Source organism: Sphingomonas sp., from assembly GCF_036387595.1.
GTDB lineage: Bacteria > Pseudomonadota > Alphaproteobacteria > Sphingomonadales > Sphingomonadaceae > Sphingomonas.
In genome coordinates this window covers 66,856-85,796 of the sequence record NZ_DASVTL010000074.1, presented here as the reverse complement: position 1 = coordinate 85,796, position 18,941 = coordinate 66,856, and the positions used below count along the sequence as shown (strand labels likewise).

The window sequence follows — 18,941 nt, the reverse complement described above, 5'->3', positions numbered from 1 at the left end:
GACTCGCATCGGCTTGGCCCGCGGGGCTCGACCGCGACCGACGGCGCGGCTTTGCCGCGACGCGATGACAGGCTATGGCCGATTGCATAACGGGAGCACTTGACGTGACCATCATAGCCACGCTCGCAGCCGCCGCTGCCTCGGGTCCAGGATCGTTCGGCGATATCTGGCAGCATATCGTCGCCGATTTTTCGAACATCGGTTCGCCTGCTGCACTCGCCGCTTTCGTGCAGGTGCTGATGATCGACATCGTGCTGGCGGGCGACAATGCGATCGTCGTCGGTGCGCTGGCGGCCGGACTGCCGGTGGCGCAGCGCAAGAAGGTGATCCTGATCGGGATCATCGCGGCGCTCGTGCTACGGATCATCTTTGCGCTCGCGGTCAGCTGGCTGCTCGGGATCGTCGGACTGATCTTCGCGGGCGGGCTGCTGCTGATCTGGGTCGCATGGAAGATGTGGCGCGAACTGCGCGAGTCTGGCCCGCGCGCGGACGAAGGCATCGACGGGGTCCGCCCCGCCAAGAGCTTCGCCGCCGCCGCCTGGGCGGTGGCCGTCGCCGACGTGTCGATGAGTCTCGACAACGTGCTGGCGGTCGCCGGCGCGGCGCGCGACCATCCCGGCATCCTGATTATCGGCCTGCTGCTCTCGGTCGCGTTGATGGGGATCGCCGCCAATCTGATCGCCAAATATATCGAGCGCTATCGCTGGATCGCGTATGTCGGGCTGCTCGTCATCGTCTATGTCGCGGGCAAGATGATCTATGAGGGCATCATTGATCCTTCGGTCGGCGTCGCAACGCTCTTCTGACCAGCCTTTGCCGCTGAGCCGCGGGCGCGCTATGGTGGTGCGCCACGCGGCACGGGGGAAGAAGACGATGAAGGTCACGATCGAGGTCGATTGCACCCCGGAAGAGGCACGTCGCGCGATGGGTCTTCCCGACCTTACGCCGGTTCACGATCGCTACGTCGCGATGATGACGGAAACGATGGAAAGCGGGATCAAGCCCGAACTGCTCGAATCGATGATGCGCAACTGGGCGCCGATGGGCGAGGCGGGGATGGCGATGTGGCGGCGGCTGTTCGACGCGGGCAAGCCAGGCTGAGGCCATGGCGACGATCTTCGCGGTATCCAGCGGCCGCCCGCCCGCCGCGATCGCGGTGATCCGGTGCAGTGGACCGCAGGCGTTCATCGCCGCGACGAAGTTGGCCGGGACGCTGCCAAGACCCCGCCGGGCATCGCTGCGTTCGCTGCACGACGGGGAGGGCCGCATGCTCGACTCGGCGCTCGTCCTCTGCTTTCCCGGACCCGCCAGCGCGACGGGCGAAGACCTGGTCGAATTTCACTGTCACGGCGGCCGCGCCGTGGTCGCCGCCGTCGAGCGTGCTCTCGCAGCACAACCCGGGCTGCGCCTCGCCGAGCCGGGGGAGTTCACGCGGCGGGCGCTGGAAAACGGTCGCATAGACCTGCTCGAAGCGGAGGGGCTGGCCGACCTGCTTTCCGCCGAAACCGAGGCGCAACGTATCGCCGCCATGGCCGCCGCGGAGGGGAGGCTGAGCGCACGCACCCGCGACTGGCTCGATGCCGTCGCACTGCTTTCCGCGCGGGTCGAAGTGCTGCTCGACTATGCGGAGGAGGCGGACGTGGCGGATGATGCCGACGTGATCGACGCCATAATCGCGGACATGGCGAAGCTGAGGAGTGCGATCGTGGCAGCGCTCGCCGCACCCTCTGTCGAGCGTCTGCGAGACGGCATCCGGATCGTCATCGCGGGGCCGCCGAATGCGGGGAAGTCGACGTTGCTCAACCTGCTCGCCGAGCGCGACGCCGCGATCGTCTCCCCCATCTCGGGCACCACGCGCGACCGTATCGAGGCGCCGGTCGTTCGCGCCGGGCTGCCGGTCGTCCTGATCGACACCGCCGGCTTGATCGAGACGAACGATCCCGTTGAAGCGATCGGGGTCGATCGCGCGCGCGATGCGCTGCTGAGCGCTGACGTGCTTTTGTGGCTGGGCGACGATTCACCGCCGAGGAACGATGCCATCCGCGTCCACGCCCGCCGTGACGAACACGGGCGGCGGGAGACACCGCACACGGCGGACATCGCCATCTCCGCACGCGAACCGGAAACTATCGCGGCCCTGTGGCAACTGGTAACGGCGCGCGCGAAGGCCTTGTTGGCGACCAGCGATGACGTTCCGGCGATGCACGAACATCAGCGCCGCCGTTGCGAAGCGGCTGCGGCGGCACTCGGCGGCGTCACGCGAGACCCTCTGATCGTCGCGGAGAACTTGGCGCACGCGCGCCGTATATTGTCCCAGCTGCTCGGAATCGACGCGACGGAGGCGATGCTCGACGCGCTCTTCGGCCGGTTCTGCTTAGGGAAGTGATGTTTCACGTGGAACATCTTTGACGAACAGGCCGGCGATTCTGTAGCAGGCGGCGATGTTCGACGTTCTCGTGATCGGCGGTGGCCACGCTGGCACCGAAGCTGCGGCTGCTGCCGCACGATGCGGCGTCCGCGTGGCGCTGGTGGCAATCGACCAATCCGGAATCGGCGCGATGTCCTGCAACCCGTCCATCGGCGGTTTGGGGAAGGGCCATATCGTCCGCGAGGTCGATGCGATGGACGGCATGATGGCGCGCGCCGCCGATGCCGCAGCTATCCACTACCGCATGCTCAACCGCAGCCGCGGCTCGGCGGTTCGCGGACCGCGGGTGCAAGCGGATCGGCAGCGCTATCGTACAGCGATCCAGGCTGGGCTAGGCGATCTGGGCATCACGATCATCGAAGGCGAGGTCGTGGAGTTGCTGTTCGCGGGGGACGCGGTCTCCGGCGTGTGCCTTGCCGACGATACGCGCATCGTCGCGCGCTGCGTGGTGCTTGCCACCGGCACGTTCCTCGGCGGCACGATGTTCCGCGGCGAGGAGCGCGCCGTCGGCGGGCGCCAGGGAGAGGGCGGCGCCACCCGCCTTGCCGCGCAATTGCGCGCACGCGCCTTGCCGGTGGCGCGGCTCAAGACGGGAACGCCGCCGCGTCTCGATGGCCGGACGATCGACTGGGCGCAGCTCGAAATGCAGCCTTCGGACGAAGAGCCCTGGACGATGTCGTCGATGACGTCAGAGCGAACGTTGCCGCAACTCGCCTGCGCGATCACCCGCACCACCGAGGCGACGCACGATGTCATCCGCGCCAATCTGTCCCGATCGCCGATGTTCTCGGGCGCGATCGAAGCCTCCGGGCCGCGCTATTGCCCATCGGTGGAGGACAAGATCCACCGTTTTGCGGATCGTTCATCGCACCAATTGTTCCTCGAACCCGAGGGACTCGACACGCACCTGATCTACCCCAATGGGTTGTCGACTTCGCTGCCGACCGACGCGCAGCAGGCGCTGCTCGAAACAATCCCCGGCTTCGCACGCGTCCGCATGGCTGTGCCCGGCTATGCGGTCGAATATGATTATCTCGATCCGCGCGCCTTGGACGCCACGCTGGAATCGCGTGCGATCGAGAACCTCTTCTGTGCGGGCCAGATCAACGGCACGACCGGCTATGAGGAGGCGGCGGGGCAGGGGCTGATCGCCGGCCTCAATGCGGCGGCGAAGGTTCGCGGCAAGGCGCCCGTGGTGCTGGACCGCGCCTCCAGCTACATCGGCGTGATGATCGACGATCTCACGTTGCAGGGGGTGACCGAACCATATCGCATGTTGACCGCGCGCGCCGAATTTCGGCTCGCGCTGCGTGCCGACAACGCCGAAACCCGCCTCGGCGCCACAGCGCGTGCGATCGGTTGCTTGGGGAAAGCCAGGCAGGTGTATCAGGATCGCCGCGACACCGATCGCAGCGCTTTTCGCGAGCGCCTCGAACCGGTCGTCAGCGCTTCTCAGATCGCCGCGACAGGGGGACGGGTGAGCCAGGACGGCTCGCGGCGATCGCTGTTCGACTGGCTCCGCGACGACGGTGTGTCGCTCACCGCGGTGTTGCCCGACACGGCGGCACACGATCCTAGCGTCGTCGCAGAAGTGCTGGAGGATGCGCGCTACGCCCCGTATCTGGAGCGCCAGGCGGAGGAGGTTCTTCGCCTGCGCGCGGGCGAGGCGGTGCTGCTGCCCGAGGCGCTCGATTTCGCCGCGGTGCCCGGCCTCTCGACCGAGATGGTCGCGCGCCTCACCGCCGCCCGGCCGGCGTCGCTGGCCGCTGCCGGACGTATTCGCGGCATTACGCCCGCCGCCTTGTCGGCCGTGCTCCTCCACACTAAGCGTCTCGCCGCGTGAACGAGGAGGCGGCGCGGGGCTGGATCGCGGGCCGTCATGGCACCGACGCCGCCGAGCGGATTGCCGCGTTTCTCGATCTCGTCATCGCCGAGAACACCCGACAGAATTTGGTCTCGCCTGCCTCGGTCAATGCGATCTGGTCCCGTCACGCCGCCGATTCGGCCCAACTGCTCGGGCTGGTCCATGCCGGTTGGCAGTCGTGGATCGACATCGGCACGGGGGGCGGATTCCCCGGGATGGTCATCGCCCTTCTCGCGCCGGAGCGGACCGTCGTCATGGTCGAGCCGCGCCGCAAGCGTGCGGCTTTTCTGGACGCGTGCGTCGATGCGCTCGACCTCCCAAAAGCCAGCGTCGTGCAGGCAAGAATCGAAATGGTCGATCAAACCGCAGACGTGATTTCCGCACGCGCGGTCGCTTCCGTCGAAAACCTTTTGCAAGCGGCGGGTCACTGCGCCAAGGCTGACACGACCTGGTTGCTGCCGCGCGGCAGTGCTGCCGAGCGCGATCAGGCCTCTCTGGCAAAACTGAACCCCTCGATGTTTCACGTGGAACACAGCATCACCGATCCACAATCGACGATTCTCGTCATGAAGGGTCGTGTGCGATGACGTGCATCGCCATCGCCAATCAAAAGGGCGGGGTCGGCAAGACCACGAGCGCGATCAATCTCGCCACTGCGCTCGCGGCGACGGGCATGTCGGTGCTGCTGCTCGATCTCGATCCGCAGGGTAATGCCTCTACCGGCTTGGGCATCAAGCCGTCGCAGCGCACGAAGTCGAGCTACGATGTGCTCCTGGGTTCTGCGACGATCGCTGAGGCTGCGATCCCCAGCTGCGTACCCCGTCTCGATGTCGTCCCGGCTACGGTGGACTTGTCGGGGGCCGAGATCGAACTGATCGACTATGAGGCGCGTACCCACCGGCTCGATCGGGCATTTCAGGATTCGGGCCGCCGGTGGGACATCACGCTCATCGACTGTCCACCCTCGCTCGGCCTGCTCACGATCAACGCCATGGTCGCGGCCGATTGCCTCCTCGTGCCGCTGCAATGCGAATTCTTCGCGCTGGAGGGGCTTTCGCAACTCCTCAGCACCGTCGAGCGCATCCGTAGCCGCTTCAATCCGGGCCTGTCGATCATCGGCGTCGCGCTCACCATGTTCGATCGCCGCAATCGCCTGACCGATCAGGTGTCGGCCGATGTCCGCGCGGTGCTGGGCCGGGTCGTGTTCGACACGGTCATCCCCCGCAATGTCCGCCTCTCCGAAGCCCCCAGCCACGGGTTACCCGCGCTGATCTACGATCATCGCTGCGCCGGGTCGGAGGCGTATATCGCGCTCGCCCGCGAGATGATCGGGCGCTTGCCCAAGGCAGCCCAGGCAGCATGAGCGACATCAAGAGAAGCCGGCCGGGCGGGCTGGGCAGGGGCCTCAACGCGCTGTTGGGAGAGATCGCGCGCGAGGCACCGGTGACACCGGGCGAAGCCTCGGCGCAGGGCGTGCGCGTGCTGCCGATCGAATCGCTCGCGCCGCACCCCGATCAGCCGCGTCGCCACTTCGATGACGCGATGCTCGACGAACTGGCCGGCTCGATCGCCGCACGCGGGGTCATCCAGCCGATCGTCGTTCGCCCCCATGCCCACGGCTATCAGATCGTCGCTGGCGAGCGTCGCTGGCGGGCGGCGCAGCGCGCGCACCTGCACGAAGTCCCCGTCGTCGTCCGCGACTTCAGCGACGCCGAGACGCTGGAGATCGCGCTCGTCGAGAATATCCAGCGCCAGGATCTGAACGCCATCGAGGAGGCGCAGGCCTATCAGCGCCTCGCAGGCGATTATGGCCATACCCAGGATGCCCTGGCGAAGATCGTCCACAAATCGCGCAGTCACATCGCCAATCTGCTGCGGCTGCTCGAACTGCCCGCGCCGGTGCAGCAGCACGTCATCGAAGGCAGGCTCACGATGGGCCACGCCCGCGCCTTGCTCGGCGCCCGCGATATCGAGCTGCTCGCCGATCGCATCATCGACCGCAATCTGTCGGTGCGCGATGCCGAAAGGCTGGCGCGCGATGCCAAGCCGGAGCGCAACCGCGACGGCGATGCACCGCGCAAAGGCCCCGATGCCGACATCGCCGCGCTCGAACGCCAATTGGCCGATCTTCTGGGCCTGTCGGTGCGCATCGCCTATTCGGACAAGGGCGGCACGCTGACGCTCGGCTACAGCACGCTCGATCAGCTCGACATGGTGTGCCAGCGCCTGACCGGCGAGGACATCTAGATACGCGCTGGGGCATGATGACGTCACCTTTACCCGTTCGTGCTGAGTAGAGACCGAGTAGCCGCGCAAGCGGCGTATCGAGGGCTCGTATCGAAGCACCGTTGGGACGCGAATCCCCCGTCCTTCGATACGCCCTCTCGATACGCTGCTTCGCAGCTACTCGGTGGCTACTCAGGACGAACGGTGTGGGGGAGGCTGATGTCTCATGATCTAGCCCCGTAACGGCAGGCGATCGCATATGACCCGCTGGCAAGCAGCAGGATTTGCGAAGACGATCGTGTTCGCGCGGAGACGCGGAGGTGTCGCGCTCGGGACGAGCTTGCCGAGCAGCAACGCTACTCCCGACCTGACCGCCATTGCGGATGCGAGACGCTGCCTCGAAGCAAAACACCTCCGCGTGCTCCGCGCCTCCGCGCCAAACACAATCTCTTCCGACTTCGCTCAGCGGCTCCTCAGGACGGACGGATCGGTACACGTCGTCACGCGCCAGGCTCTAACCCCGGCGTTCGACGTCGCGCGCCAGCGTCAACATGGCGGCGTCGGCCAGGATCGAACCGGCATTGCCTGGCGTCATGACCGCACGCTCGGCTGTCCGCACCCGCGCCAGCGCGCCGGCAAGCATCGCCGGAGACCAGCGACGCACCGCGCGTGCGGTCGCCGCTTCCTCCCCGCGGAAGATGCGATGGCGCTTCATCGCGGAATCCAGGCTGTCGCCGCCGTCGATTTCCGCGCGCATCTCGGCCAGCACGATCAGCCGCCGGGTGATCGCGCGCAGCCACGGGATCGGCGATGTGCCCGCAGCCTCCAGTCGCGCGATTTCGGCGCCCAGACGCGCGGAATGGCCGTCCACCAGCGCCTCGACGACGTGCGCCGATTCCGCCTCCCCCAAATCCGCGCCCACGGCGTCCAGCGCCGCATCGTCCAGGTCGGCCGGCCGATCGGTATCGGCATCCAGATACAGCGCCAGCTTCTCGATCTCGCGCGTCATCACCGCCCGGTCGCCGCTGCATCCTTCCGCGATCCGCCGCGCGATCGTCGCATTGGTCCGCAGGCCATGCGCGCGCGCGATGTCGAGGACGATGCGATCCGCCGCCTCGCCCTCGGGCAGATAGCAGCCGAAGGCTATCGCGCGTGGCGATTCGATCGCCAGCTTCACGATCTTGGCCGTCGTGCGTACCGTTGGCGCCAGCGCGACGACCGGATTGCCCGCGCGTTCCGCCGAGAGCAGCCCGGCCAGTGCCTCATGGCTTTCGTCGCCGATCGGCCCTGCGCGGATGAACCGTACGCCACCGAAGAGCGACAGCGATGCCGCCTCGTCGGCAAGGCGTGCGGGATCGGACTTCAGCGTCCCCGCATCCAGATCGACACGCTCCGCGTCGGTGCCCAGCGCATGTCCGAGCCGAACCGCAAGTTCCGACGCCGCCGCCTCGTCCGGCCCGTGGAGCAGGTATAGCCGAACATCGGGACTCGGCCGATCGAGCGCGGTGCGAATCTGGCCGAATGTGGCCTTCACGGCGTCGGTGCGGCCCCGGCGGGGTTCCGCTGCGCATAAAGCGCGATCCGCGATACGATCTTGTCGGCGATAATCCCCGACAGCCGCTCCAGCGCGGTATTTTCGGCCGCGATCGTCGCATATTCGGACTGTACCGCGTCGATGCCCGCGTCCGATCCGGCGCTGGCATCCAGCACCGTCTGGCCGTCGCTCAGGCGGACCAGCTGATAGCGCGCGCGCAGGGTCCGACGTTCGCGGCTGACGCTGTCGTCGCGCCGCACGCCGAGCCCGCTGATGCTGTCGGCCAGCCGCACGTCGAGCCGGTACAGCGCCGGGCCATCGGCCGCGATCCGATCGCGCAGGGCGTTGCCGACCAGCCAGCCCGCCTTGCCCTCGATGGTCGCCACCTCCACCTGACGCAGCGTCCCCGCCACCCCGCCGTCGCTGCCGCCACCATAGAGCGGTTTCAGCCCGCAAGCCGACAGCGCCAGCAGCGCGATGAGCGCGAGATGCCTCATGCGACCAGGTTCACGAGTCGGTCGGGGACCACCACGATCTTGCGCGGCGCCTTGCCGTCCAGCAGGCGCACGATCTTTTCGGAGGCGAGCGCCGCCGCCTCGATCGCGTCGCGCGGCGTGCCCTTGGGCATGACCAGCGTGTCGCGCAGCTTGCCGTTGATCTGGATCGCGATCGTCACCTCGTCATCCACCAGGCATGCCGGATCGACCTCGGGCCAGGCAGCATCGGCGATCAGCCCATCGCGTCCTGCCGCAGCCCAGGCCTCCTCGGCGACATGTGGCACCATCGGCGCGATCAGCCGCAGCAGCGTGGCGATCGCCTCCTGCCGATCGCGCGACGGCGCCGCCTTCTCGACCGCATTGGCCAGCGTGTAGATCAGCGCGACGCTCTTGTTGAACTGCAACCCCTCGATCGCCTCCGCCACCGCCGCGATCGTGCGATGGGTGAGCTTGCGGAGCGCCACATCTTGGCCGTCCGCCGCTGCCGCATGCCCCTCGAACAGCCGCCACAGCCGCTGGACGAACCGCCACGCGCCTTCGATGCCCGCTTCGGACCAAGGCAGATCGCGCTCGGGCGGCGAATCCGACAACATGAACCAGCGCACCGCGTCCGCGCCATATTGATCGACGATCGGCTCGGGATCGACGGTGTTCTTCTTGGACTTCGACATTTTCTCGACGCGGCCGATGGTGATCCCATCCCCGGTCGCGATCTCCACGCCGTCGCGCACGTCGTCGGGCGCCAGCCAACGTCCATCGGGGGCACGATAGGTCTCGTGCGTCACCATGCCTTGCGTGAACAGCCCGGTGAACGGCTCGGCCACGTCCAGCTGCCCGATGTGCTTCAACGCCCGCGTCCAGAATCGCGCATAGAGCAGGTGGAGGATCGCATGCTCGACGCCGCCGATATATTGCCCCACCGGCAGCCATTGCTCGGCTTGCCGGCGATCGAACGGCCGGTCCTTGGGCTGGCTGGCGAAGCGGATGAAATACCAGGACGAATCCGCGAACGTATCGAGCGTATCGGTCTCGCGCACCGCGTCTGCGCCGCAAGCCGGGCATGCGACATGCTTCCATGTCGCATGCCGGTCCAGCGGGTTGCCGGGGACCGCGAACGACACATCCTCGGGCAGCACGATCGGCAACTGGTCCTTGGGCACCGGCACCGCACCGCACGCCTGGCAATGCACGATCGGGATCGGCGTCCCCCAATAGCGCTGGCGACTGACCCCCCAGTCGCGCAGGCGATAGACGGTCGTTCCCTTGCCCCAGCCGCCATCCTCGGCGCGCGCGATCACCGCGCGCTTGGCATCCTCGATGGCCATGCCGTCGAGGAAGTGCGAGTTGATGAGCGTCCCGGCGCCCGTGTAAGCCTCGTCATCGACCGGTTCGCCCTGCGCACCGATTACCCAGCGCAGCGGCAGATCATATTTGCGCGCAAAGTCGAAGTCGCGCTGGTCATGCGCGGGGACGCCGAACACCGCGCCCGTGCCATATTCCATCAGCACGAAGTTCGCGATGTACACCGGCAGGTGCCACGCGGCGTCGAACGGATGTGCCGCGGTCAGCCCGGTGTCGAAGCCCAGCTTTTCCTGTGTCTCCAGCTCGGCCGCGGTCGTGCCGCCCTGCTTGCACCGCGCGATGAACGCCGCCGCTGCGGGATCGCGATCGGCACAGGCTCGCGCGATCGGATGATCCGCCGCCACCGCGACGAAGCTGGCGCCGAAGATCGTGTCGGGCCGTGTCGTGAAGACTTCGACATGATCCTCCCCTGCAAGGGGAGGGGGACCGCCAGCCGAAGGCTGGTGGTGGAGGGGGTTGTCCGCGGGCGATGCCGCTTGTTGCGCACCCCCTCCACCGCTCTGCGAGCGGTCCCCCTCCCCGCGAGCGGGGAGGATCAGAAAGCGGAACTGCAATCCGCGCGATCGCCCTATCCAATTCTCCTGCATCAGCCGGACCTTCTCGGGCCACTGATCCAGCGCCCGCAAGCCATCGAGCAGTTCGTCGGCGAAATCGGTGATCTTGAGGAACCACTGGCTCAGCTTGCGCCGTTCCACCAGTACGCCCGAACGCCAGCCGCGCCCATCAATCACCTGTTCGTTGGCGAGCACGGTCATGTCGACCGGATCCCAATTGACCGCCGATTCCTTGCGATAGACCAGCCCGGCCGCAAACAGGTCCAGGAACAGCGCCTGTTCGTGGCCGTAATACTCCGGCTCGCACGTCGCCAGTTCGCGCGCCCAATCGAGCGCGAAACCCAGCCGCTTCAATTGCGCCTTCATCGCCGCGATATTGGCGCGCGTCCAGCTGCCCGGATGGACGCCCTTTTCCATCGCAGCGTTTTCGGCCGGCATCCCGAACGCGTCCCACCCCATCGGATGGAGTACTTCATAGCCGCGCATCCGCCGATAGCGCGCCAGCACGTCGCCCATCGTATAGTTGCGGACGTGCCCCATGTGGATCTTCCCCGATGGGTAGGGGAACATCTCGAGCACGTAGCTCTTGGGCTTCGGGCTGAAATCGTCCGCGGCGAAGGTCTGCCGCTCGTCCCACACCGCCTGCCAGGCGGCATCGGCCTTCAGCGCGTTGAAGCGCGAAGGGGCATTCACCCGCGTCGTGCCCCCGTCCGCCTGCGGCTCAGCCGACAAGCGAGGCACGGCGCAGGTCGCGCGCCTTCGTCAGGATGATGTCCTCCAGCTTCTGCGTCGTCGCCGCCATCACCGGCGCCGCGACCCACTGCCCGCCCTGGTTCACCTGGCGCAGCGCCGCGACGCGAACCGCATCGGCGCGCAGATCCTGATCGAGGATCGACACCGTCACCTTGATCCGCTCGCCCGGCGACTGCGGATTGACGTACCAGTCGGTGACGATCACCCCGCCATTGGAATCGGTCTGGAGCAGCGGCATCACCGACAGCGCGTCCAGGCTCGCCCGCCAAAGATAGCTGTTGACGCCGATCGTGGTCACCTTCGACGCGGCGAGATCGGTGCGATTGCCGCTCTTGCCCCCGCAGGCACTCAGCGACAGAGCGAGGCCGGCGGCGATGAGAATCGGCAGCTTGGCCGGCGACGGACGGTTCATGCGGGGCATCCTGATTGAAGCATACGGGGGCGATCATGCCTCTACAGGGCCGCCACCCCCCCCGCAAGCGGCAGGGGTGGCAGGGGGGGTAGCAGGGCGGATTGTGGACCTTGTGCAACACCTGTGATTAATCGTGCGGCTATGGTGTTTGCGCTAATCTGATTCATGCTAGGCGCGTTGGGACGGACTCGAATGGTCGAGGCGGAACGGGGATTGCGGGTGGACAAGCGGCGGGTCTTGGCTGGTGTTGCCGTGGGGGCTTTGGCCGCCTGCGCGCTCGCCGTCGCGCCCGCATCCGGCGCCACCGAGCGGCAGCGCATCGCCACGCGCGCCGCCCCTATTGCCCGCCTGGGCAGCACCTTCACCCCCGCCGCCGCCGATCCCCGCCTTGCCGCGGTTTTTGCGCGCAGCGGCCTGACCGAGGATGGCTTTCGCTTCACGCCGGCACAGACCCGCTCGGGCGGCCGCGCGATCACCGTCGCGGTCCGGGCGCGCACCACCCGCGCGCTGGATGCACAGCGCATCGCCGCGGCGCCGTCGCTTTCGGTCGGGCTTGCGCCGATCGCCTACAACCTGGGCGTCGCGGTCGGCTGGAAGCGGTTTGCGGTATCGGGCGACGTCAAGCGAGTCGACGCCGGTATCCAGCCGGGCAGCCGCGAAGCCTTCGACCTCGGCGTCAGTTATACCGGCAAGCGCTTCGGCGCACGCGTGAAGGCAGCAGCTGACCGTCCGCTGGAGGGCATTACCCCGGTGATGATCGAGAACGTGCGGACCTATTCGGTCGATGTCGGCGGCTCCTACGCGCTCACTCGCAATCTCGATGTCACCGCCGGCATGCGCTATCGCACCGACCGCGAACGCCTGGCCCGCCTCGCCGACGACCGCCGCGACAGCCGGGCGGTGTATGTAGGGACGGCGTTCCGGTTCTAGGCGAAGGGCAGGCGCGGCTACGTCCGCGCCGATGCGCAACGCGCAGCCCAAGCCCGGCCGGCGTGGCCCAGCCACGACCGACGGCGCGGCTTCGCCGCGACGCTGCCAGGAAACGGCCCGACCTCCCGCCGCCATCAGACCACTCTAAGCAATAGCATGGTCATCGCCGGTCGGTTACGATCGAACCGCACGGCCAAGCCCGCAGGAGATATGGATGACCGTCAATAGACGAGACCTGTTGACCGCGGCGACCGCAGGAACCGTCGCGTCGCTCCTGCCCGGCAAGGCGGCAGCCGTCGATACCGGCAAACCCGATCGCCTTCTCGCGCCGACACCGCCGATGGGCTGGAACAGCTGGAACAGTTTCGCGACGACGATCACCGAGGCGCAGGCGCGTGAAACAGCGGCCATCATGCGCCGCAAGCTGCTGCCTTTCGGCTATGACGTCTTCACGATCGACATCCAATGGTATGAGCCGGAGGCGTCGAGCTATACCTACAATCGCGATCCCAAACCCGCGATGGATGGCTACGGCCGGCTGATCCCCGCGCCCAATCGCTTTCCGTCGAGCACCGGCGGCAAGGGATTCGCGCCCTTGGCCGCGGACGTTCACGCAATGGGCCTGAAGTTCGGTATCCACCTGATGCGCGGCATTCCGCGCCTGGCGGTCAAGCGCAACCTTCCTATCCTGGGCACCCGCTTTCGCGCCGCCGACGTGGCGGACACCACCAGCCTGTGCCCATGGAACCCCGATATGTACGGCGTCGACATGACCCGGCCGGGGGCTCAGGCCTATTACGACAGCGTCTTTGCGCTCTACGCGTCCTGGGGCGTCGATTTCATCAAGATGGACGACATGAGCCGCCCCTATGATGCGCATGCGCCCGAGATCGAGGGTGCGCATAAGGCGATTCTGGCATCGGGTCGGCCGATGATGCTCAGCCTTTCGCCGGGCGAAACCCCCGTCGCACGCGGCGATCATGTCCGCCGGCATGCGCAGATGTGGCGGATCAGCGACGATTTCTGGGACGAATGGCCGCTGCTGGAGGCGCAGTTCGTCCGTCTGGAGAATTGGAACGTGTGGCGCCGTCCGGGCGCCTGGCCGGACGCGGACATGCTGCCCCTCGGCCGGCTCGCGCTCGGGGAGCGCGATACCAAGTTCACGCCCCACGAACAGCGCACGGTCATGACCTTGTGGTCGATCGCCCGTTCGCCCCTCATCATGGGCGGCGATTTGCGCCATCTGGACGACGCGACCCTCGCCTTGCTCACCAACCGCGCGGTGATTGCGGTCAATCAGGCCAGCACCGACAATCGCCCGCATTTCGTCGAAGACGGTACGCGAATCTGGTCGGCCCGGCCGCCGTCGGGCACGGGCCGTTACGTCGCGCTGTTCAACACCACGGCCGCCGCCAAGGCGGTCGGCCTGCCGCTCAGCGATCTCGGCTTCAGCGGCAGCACGCCCGTGCGCGACCTGTGGAGCGGGAAGATGCTCGCGCCGACATCGGGTCGTTTCGGGCAAACCATCGCGCCGCATGGAGCAGGCCTTTATCGGCTCGGCTGACCGTCCGGCCGGCGAACCTCACACCCACGCATCGATCCCCGCCCACCCCCAAAACCCCCGCAGCCCCCGCCACCGTCGCGCATCCATCCCCCCCAGCGCCACCGCGACCAGCGGCAACCCCAGCCCGATCTGCCGCGCCCGCATGATCCCCAGTCCCCGCGCGCCCGGATGCGTCCGCGTCGCGAACACCGGCGACACGAACAGCGCCCTGGCCCCCCGCCGCACCCCCGCCACCGCCTCGCGCCGGTCATGCGCCGGCGCGGTCGCCGGCCGCGGCCCGCCATGATGCGCGCGCCACGGCAGCCGCTCCCCCGCCACCACCAGCACCAGCCGCCGCGCCACCGCGACGCTGCGCACCCGCCGGAACAGCGCCAGCCGCTCCCCCCGCGGCGTCGCCAGGTGCCGGAACACCACGCCACTCCCCGGCGGCACACGGGCCAGCGCCGCCCACAGATCGTCGCCCAGCCGCTCGTCGGTCATCAGCCAGGCTTTAGGGACGGGGTTCCGGGCGCGCATCCGCCCCCCTATAGCGCCTCGATGACCGATCCCAATCTCGCCGGCGTGCAGGCGCGCATCGCCCACGCTGCCCGGCTGGCGAACCGCAAGCCCGAAGCGATCACCCTCGTCGCGGTGTCCAAGACCCATGCCGCCGACGCGATCGCGCCCCTGCTCGACGCGGGCCAGCGCCACTTCGGCGAGAACCGGGTCCAGGAAGCAGCCGCCAAATGGCCCGCGCTTCGCGGACGCTACGATGGCGTGCGCCTCCACCTCGTCGGTCAGCTGCAATCGAACAAGGCCGAGGATGCGGTCGCGCTGTTCGACGTCATCCACTCGGTCGATCGCCCCTCGCTCGTCACCGCGCTCGCCCGCGCCATGGAGCGCACCGGCCGCCGCCCGGACTGCTTCGTCCAGGTCGACATCGGCGAGGAGCCGCAGAAGGGCGGTTGCGCGATTTCCGATCTCCCCGCACTGCTCGCCTCGGCGCGCGACCTGCCGATCGTCGGGCTGATGTGCGTGCCTCCCGCAAGCGTTGAATCCGCTCCCTATTTCGCGCTGCTCGCCAGAATCGCGCGCGACCACGGCCTCGCCGGTCTCAGCATGGGCATGTCGGACGATTTCGAGACCGCGGTGACCATCGGCGCCACCCACGTCCGGGTGGGCAGCGCGCTGTTCGGGGCGCGTGGCCAGGGAGACGCTGCATGAAGTTCGATGCCCTGCTCTTCGACTTCGACGGCGTGCTGATCGAAAGCGAATATATCGGCAACCGCCAGATCGCCGACTGGCTGAGCGCCGAGGGTCATCCGACCACCCCCGAACAGTCGATGGCGCAGTTCATGGGCCTGTCCGGGCCGGACTTCCGCGCCGCGATCGAACGGTGGATCGGCGGGCCGATACCGCCCTCCTTCCACGCGGCACGCGAGGCCGAGGACGCACGCGTCATGGCGGAGGGCATCGCCGAGGTCGCCGGCGCGCGCGCCTTCGTCCGCGCGCTCCCGCCAGCCCTGCCGCGCGCGGTCGTGTCGTCCAGTTCGACCCGCTGGATTTCGACCCACCTCGCGCATCTGGGGCTGAGTGACGCGTTCGGCACCCACATCTACAGCGGCAGCGAACATGTCGTCCGCGGCAAGCCTGCCCCCGATCTCTACCTCCACGCCGCCGACGCGCTCGGGGTCGACATCGCCCGCTGCGCCATTCTGGAGGATTCGCCGGTCGGCGCCACCGGCGCGGTCGCCTCGGGTGCCTATGTCATCGGGCTGTGCGCGGGCACCCATTGCGGCACCGGCCACCCCGATCGGCTGAGGGCACTCGGCGTCGATGCGATCGCCCACGATTTCGAAGAGGTCGCGGCGCTGCTCGGCTGACGGATTCGCCGCTGTCCTACAACCGGCGGACCTGCCATCGTCCGGGCATCATGCTTATTTCGCACCTCTATCCTCTTGGAAGCACGGGTTTCGATTGCGCAGGTTTTCGGGAGGGCCGTTTCCTCCGCGACGTAGCGTGTGGTTCGTCCGGTTTGGAACGGCGGGTATGGCCGATCGCGGGAATCGCGGCGCCCTAGAACTGGTGGCCCGTCCGATCCCGCTTGGTCGCCAGATAGCCCGCGTTGTGAACGTTGGCGGGCAGGGCATGGGGCACCCGTTCGGTCACGCGCACGCCCGCCGCCTCCAGCCCCGCAACCTTGGCGGGGTTGTTGGTCAGCAATCGAACGTGGTTCTGCCCCAGCAGGGTCAGCATCCGCGCCGCCACCCCGAAGTCGCGCGCATCCACCGCAAAGCCCAGCCGGGTGTTCGCGTCCACCGTGTCGAACCCCTGATCCTGCAACGCATAGGCGCGCAGCTTGTTGACCAGCCCGATCCCGCGCCCCTCCTGCCGCAGGTACAGCAATATGCCCCATCCCGACGCGGCAATGGCCCGGATCGCGGCGTGCAGCTGCGGCCCGCAATCGCATTTCAGGCTGCCCAGCACGTCGCCGGTCAGGCATTCGCTGTGCAGCCGCACCAGCGGCGGTCGGCCATCGGGCTGTCCGATCAGCAGCGCCACGTGTTCGTCGGCGCTCTCGGGCGATCGGAAGGCGACGATCTCCGCATCCTCCGCGCCTTCGACGGGGAGCCGAGCGCGGGTCGCCAGCGCCAGCCGCCCGGCGTCCTCATGGGCCGCGATGTCGGCCGCCACGATCGAAACCTCGGCCTCGCTCCCATCGCCACCGATGAAGAACGCCGGCAGCAACCCGGCGATCCGCGCCAGCCGCAGCGCGGCGGCCGCCGCTATGGGGTCGGCAAGGGGCAGGGCGCGGAACGGCCCCTTCATCGGCGTGGCCAGGTCAAGCTGCGGGTCCGCCAGCGCGGTCGCGGCGGCGAAGTCGATCCACGGCGCCCGCTCGACCAGCACCGGCGCGTCGGGATCGGCGGCGGCGCGCTGGTTTGCCAGCTTCAGCGTCACCGCACGGCCCCAGGATATCAGCACGTCGGCACGCGATTCCGGATCGAACGCGGCGAGGCGCGCCTCATCCCCGGTCTCGACCGCCAGCAGGGTATATCCGCCGACCGCGATCGGCCACCCGCGGCGCAGGGCGTCGATCGCGCGAGCGGCGGCGCGCGGGTCGCTCACGCTCGCGATCCGGTCAAAAGGCGAACTCGGTCATGATCGGCACATGGTCCGACGGCGCGAGCCAGCTTCGGCAATCCTCGAAGACGATATGCGCGGTCGCCGCCGCCGCCACGTCGCGGGTCGCCCATTGGTGATCCAGCCGCCGTCCGCGATCGTTCTTCGTCCAGTCCGGCGACCGATAGCTCCACCAGGTGTGCAGCCGCGCTGGCGCCGGATGGAAGTGCCGCCCCAGATCTACCCAGCCGCCCGACGCCTGCAACCGCTCGAGCGCGTCGACCTCTACCGGCGTATGGCTGACGACCTTGAGCAACGCCTTGTGGCTCCACACGTCGCAGGGCAGGGGGGCGATGTTCAGGTCGCCGACCAGGATGGCGGGGCAGGCGAGCGTCTCGGACCAGCGCGTCATCCGCTCGACGAAATCGAGCTTCTGCCCGAATTTGGGGTTCACCGTGCGATCCGGCACGTCGCCGCCGGCGGGCACATAGACGTTCTCAAGCCGCACGCCGTTGGGCAAGGCGACGCCGACATGCCTCGCCTCGCGATTGGCCTGCCAGTCGAAACGATCGTCCTCGATCAATGGTATGCGGCTGAGGATCGCGACGCCGTGATACATCCGCTGGCCGTGGATCACGACATGGTCGTACCCCAGCGCACGAAAGGCGTCCGCCGGAAAGTCCTCGTCGACGACCTTGGTTTCCTGAAGACAGAGGACGTCGGGTTCGACCTCGCGCAGAAAGCGTTCGACGATGCCGATCCGGAAACGGACCGAATTGATGTTCCACGAGGCGATCTTCACAGGGAGCCGGTTATGCTATTTTGCCCGCCGCGGCAAAGCCGCGGCGTCGGACGGGGCTTTGCCGCGCCGGCCGTGCTTGGGCGAGTCTTAGCGCCGCCAAGCCGCCCTGCGCAGAAAGGCCCCCGCTCCGGGGGCATGGAGCGAGGGCCGACCTGGCGTTCGTCACGCAGGCAGGACATGGGGTTGGTCCGGGCAACAGGGGGAAAATCCCGAACGCCTCACATCCGCACGGATCGCCATAGCGGCCGGAACCTGTCGCGTGGATGAATGATAGGACGAATGCGCCTAATTTCGCCGCGCCGCAGCACGCGGTTCGTTGAAGCGAAAGACGTTGTCGGCAACCGCCGCGTTGAAGCGCTGGTTGGTCAGCCTGATGGTGGTGCGATTGCCCTGGCTGTCGAGCGCCACCCATCCCTGCAGCATCAGCCCCGCCGGTGCCGACGCCTGACGCGCAAAGACCAGGGTGATCCGCCCATATTCGGGGTGCTTGGGATCGCGCGCCTCGACCGACACGATCCGCGGATCGCCACCCGGCACCACGCTGGCGAACCGCGTCATGTCGCGATTGGGATCGAGCAGCACGCCCAGCGGCGAATTGGCGATCGGCCAGCGCTGCTTCTGCCCCACCGAATAATCCAGGAACCAAAGAGCCTTGCCATCGCCGACGATCAGGATCGGCACGCCCTTCTCATATTGAAAGCGGATGCGCCCCGGCTTCTTGAGAGTCAGCGTACCAGTCAACACCTTGCCGTCCCGATCCGACTGGCTGAAACTGGCCGTCATCGTCTCGACACTGCGCAAATGCGTCTGCACGGCCGCCAGATCGCCGGTCGCCTGGGCTGCGAGCGGGGCGGCGGCAAGCGCTATGGGGGCAAGCAAAAGGGCACGCGAACCGAACATCATGATCTCCTGA

The 18,941-nt window shown here is 67.8% G+C and carries 18 protein-coding genes and 2 pseudogenes; 11 read left to right on the top strand and 9 right to left on the bottom strand.

The window, feature by feature from the left end; all coding sequences use genetic code 11:
• Positions 1-74: 74 nt before the first annotated feature.
• The 7 genes from VF643_RS07190 (at position 75) to VF643_RS07160 (ending at position 6,539) form a co-directional block, all read left to right on the top strand.
• A complete protein-coding gene (locus tag VF643_RS07190) occupies positions 75-806 on the top strand; it encodes a TerC family protein (RefSeq protein ID WP_331042691.1) in 732 nt (243 codons plus the stop codon).
• Positions 807-873: 67 nt separating this feature from the next.
• The gene (locus VF643_RS07185; protein WP_331042690.1) at positions 874-1,101 is read left to right on the top strand and encodes a DUF6489 family protein; all 228 of its coding nucleotides are present in this window, start codon (positions 874-876) and stop codon (positions 1,099-1,101) included.
• Between the two features lie 4 nt (positions 1,102-1,105).
• Positions 1,106-2,386 carry a tRNA uridine-5-carboxymethylaminomethyl(34) synthesis GTPase MnmE gene (gene mnmE, locus VF643_RS07180; RefSeq protein WP_331042689.1) on the top strand — a complete coding sequence of 427 codons (1,281 nt, stop codon included), beginning with the start codon at positions 1,106-1,108 and terminating at the stop codon, positions 2,384-2,386.
• Positions 2,387-2,441: 55 nt separating this feature from the next.
• On the top strand, positions 2,442-4,271 hold the full coding sequence (gene mnmG / locus VF643_RS07175) for a tRNA uridine-5-carboxymethylaminomethyl(34) synthesis enzyme MnmG (protein ID WP_331042688.1): 1,830 nt from the start codon (positions 2,442-2,444) through the stop codon (positions 4,269-4,271).
• Complete coding sequence (rsmG, locus tag VF643_RS07170; protein WP_331042687.1) at positions 4,268-4,879, top strand: 16S rRNA (guanine(527)-N(7))-methyltransferase RsmG; 612 nt, start codon at positions 4,268-4,270, stop codon at positions 4,877-4,879. Before mnmG ends, rsmG begins: the two co-directional genes overlap by 4 nt.
• Positions 4,876-5,655 (top strand): AAA family ATPase, encoded by a 780-nt coding sequence (locus tag VF643_RS07165; protein ID WP_331042686.1) that lies wholly within the window; start codon positions 4,876-4,878, stop codon positions 5,653-5,655. Before rsmG ends, VF643_RS07165 begins: the two co-directional genes overlap by 4 nt.
• Positions 5,652-6,539 (top strand): ParB/RepB/Spo0J family partition protein, encoded by an 888-nt coding sequence (locus VF643_RS07160; protein ID WP_331042685.1) that lies wholly within the window; start codon positions 5,652-5,654, stop codon positions 6,537-6,539. Before VF643_RS07165 ends, VF643_RS07160 begins: the two co-directional genes overlap by 4 nt.
• A 493-nt stretch (positions 6,540-7,032) precedes the next feature.
• Here the strand turns inward: VF643_RS07160 and holA are convergent, their stop codons facing one another.
• The 5 genes and pseudogenes from holA to VF643_RS07135 form a co-directional block, all read right to left on the bottom strand.
• Complete coding sequence (holA, locus tag VF643_RS07155) at positions 7,033-8,052, bottom strand: DNA polymerase III subunit delta (RefSeq protein ID WP_331042684.1); 1,020 nt, start codon at positions 8,050-8,052, stop codon at positions 7,033-7,035.
• Positions 8,049-8,549, bottom strand: coding sequence for an LPS assembly lipoprotein LptE (gene lptE / locus VF643_RS07150; RefSeq protein WP_331042683.1), 501 nt, complete (start codon positions 8,547-8,549; stop codon positions 8,049-8,051). Before lptE ends, holA begins: the two co-directional genes overlap by 4 nt.
• Positions 8,546-10,306, bottom strand: a pseudogene (gene leuS, locus VF643_RS07145) (leucine--tRNA ligase); the annotation flags it as partial. The gene lptE and the pseudogene leuS, both read right to left, overlap by 4 nt.
• 138 nt (positions 10,307-10,444) lie before the next feature.
• Positions 10,445-11,158, bottom strand: a pseudogene (locus tag VF643_RS07140) (class I tRNA ligase family protein); the annotation flags it as partial.
• Positions 11,159-11,186: 28 nt separating this feature from the next.
• The gene (locus tag VF643_RS07135) at positions 11,187-11,630 is read right to left on the bottom strand and encodes a DUF3576 domain-containing protein (protein WP_331042682.1); all 444 of its coding nucleotides are present in this window, start codon (positions 11,628-11,630) and stop codon (positions 11,187-11,189) included.
• A gap of 237 nt (positions 11,631-11,867) precedes the next feature.
• Between VF643_RS07135 and VF643_RS07130 the strand changes: the two genes are divergently transcribed.
• Both VF643_RS07130 and VF643_RS07125 read left to right on the top strand, forming a co-directional pair.
• Positions 11,868-12,560 carry a hypothetical protein gene (locus tag VF643_RS07130; protein ID WP_331042681.1) on the top strand — a complete coding sequence of 231 codons (693 nt, stop codon included), beginning with the start codon at positions 11,868-11,870 and terminating at the stop codon, positions 12,558-12,560.
• A 214-nt stretch (positions 12,561-12,774) separates the two neighbouring features.
• Positions 12,775-14,124, top strand: a complete 1,350-nt coding sequence (locus tag VF643_RS07125; RefSeq protein WP_331042680.1) for a glycoside hydrolase family 27 protein — start codon at positions 12,775-12,777, stop codon at positions 14,122-14,124.
• 18 nt (positions 14,125-14,142) lie between these two features.
• On the opposite strand, the gene VF643_RS07120 is transcribed toward VF643_RS07125, so the two are convergent.
• Positions 14,143-14,640, bottom strand: coding sequence for a thiamine phosphate synthase (locus tag VF643_RS07120; protein ID WP_331042679.1), 498 nt, complete (start codon positions 14,638-14,640; stop codon positions 14,143-14,145).
• Positions 14,641-14,661: 21 nt separating this feature from the next.
• Between VF643_RS07120 and VF643_RS07115 the strand changes: the two genes are divergently transcribed.
• Together VF643_RS07115 and VF643_RS07110 are read left to right on the top strand one after the other, a co-directional pair.
• A complete protein-coding gene (locus VF643_RS07115) occupies positions 14,662-15,327 on the top strand; it encodes a YggS family pyridoxal phosphate-dependent enzyme (RefSeq protein ID WP_331042678.1) in 666 nt (221 codons plus the stop codon).
• A complete protein-coding gene (locus VF643_RS07110; RefSeq protein WP_331042677.1) occupies positions 15,324-15,986 on the top strand; it encodes an HAD family phosphatase in 663 nt (220 codons plus the stop codon). Before VF643_RS07115 ends, VF643_RS07110 begins: the two co-directional genes overlap by 4 nt.
• Before the next feature lie 193 nt (positions 15,987-16,179).
• Here VF643_RS07110 and ribA read toward each other — a convergent pair whose 3' ends face one another.
• From ribA to VF643_RS07095, 3 genes are all read right to left on the bottom strand, one after another.
• Positions 16,180-17,232: a GTP cyclohydrolase II gene (gene ribA / locus VF643_RS07105; protein ID WP_331042676.1), complete on the bottom strand. Its 1,053-nt coding sequence runs from the start codon at positions 17,230-17,232 to the stop codon at positions 16,180-16,182.
• Positions 17,233-17,245: 13 nt separating this feature from the next.
• Positions 17,246-18,028, bottom strand: coding sequence for an exodeoxyribonuclease III (locus VF643_RS07100; RefSeq protein ID WP_331042675.1), 783 nt, complete (start codon positions 18,026-18,028; stop codon positions 17,246-17,248).
• A 285-nt stretch (positions 18,029-18,313) separates the two neighbouring features.
• On the bottom strand, positions 18,314-18,931 hold the full coding sequence (locus VF643_RS07095) for an outer membrane lipoprotein carrier protein LolA (protein ID WP_331042674.1): 618 nt from the start codon (positions 18,929-18,931) through the stop codon (positions 18,314-18,316).
• Between the last annotated feature and the right edge of the window lie 10 nt (positions 18,932-18,941).

What these genes read in the sequence shown, in the direction of transcription:
- VF643_RS07125 (WP_331042680.1), top strand. Translation starts at nt 12,775, where the DNA reads ATGACCGTCAATAGACGAGACCTGTTGACCGCGGCGACCGCAGGAACC.
- VF643_RS07190 (WP_331042691.1), top strand. Translation starts at nt 75, where the DNA reads ATGGCCGATTGCATAACGGGAGCACTTGACGTGACCATCATAGCCACG.
- VF643_RS07185 (WP_331042690.1), top strand. Translation starts at nt 874, where the DNA reads ATGAAGGTCACGATCGAGGTCGATTGCACCCCGGAAGAGGCACGTCGC.
- VF643_RS07135 (WP_331042682.1), bottom strand. Translation starts at nt 11,630, where the DNA reads ATGAACCGTCCGTCGCCGGCCAAGCTGCCGATTCTCATCGCCGCCGGC.
- lptE (WP_331042683.1), bottom strand. Translation starts at nt 8,549, where the DNA reads ATGAGGCATCTCGCGCTCATCGCGCTGCTGGCGCTGTCGGCTTGCGGG.
- VF643_RS07110 (WP_331042677.1), top strand. Translation starts at nt 15,324, where the DNA reads ATGAAGTTCGATGCCCTGCTCTTCGACTTCGACGGCGTGCTGATCGAA.
- VF643_RS07095 (WP_331042674.1), bottom strand. Translation starts at nt 18,931, where the DNA reads ATGATGTTCGGTTCGCGTGCCCTTTTGCTTGCCCCCATAGCGCTTGCC.
- VF643_RS07120 (WP_331042679.1), bottom strand. Translation starts at nt 14,640, where the DNA reads ATGCGCGCCCGGAACCCCGTCCCTAAAGCCTGGCTGATGACCGACGAG.
- VF643_RS07165 (WP_331042686.1), top strand. Translation starts at nt 4,876, where the DNA reads ATGACGTGCATCGCCATCGCCAATCAAAAGGGCGGGGTCGGCAAGACC.
- mnmG (WP_331042688.1), top strand. Translation starts at nt 2,442, where the DNA reads ATGTTCGACGTTCTCGTGATCGGCGGTGGCCACGCTGGCACCGAAGCT.
- mnmE (WP_331042689.1), top strand. Translation starts at nt 1,106, where the DNA reads ATGGCGACGATCTTCGCGGTATCCAGCGGCCGCCCGCCCGCCGCGATC.
- VF643_RS07115 (WP_331042678.1), top strand. Translation starts at nt 14,662, where the DNA reads ATGACCGATCCCAATCTCGCCGGCGTGCAGGCGCGCATCGCCCACGCT.
- VF643_RS07160 (WP_331042685.1), top strand. Translation starts at nt 5,652, where the DNA reads ATGAGCGACATCAAGAGAAGCCGGCCGGGCGGGCTGGGCAGGGGCCTC.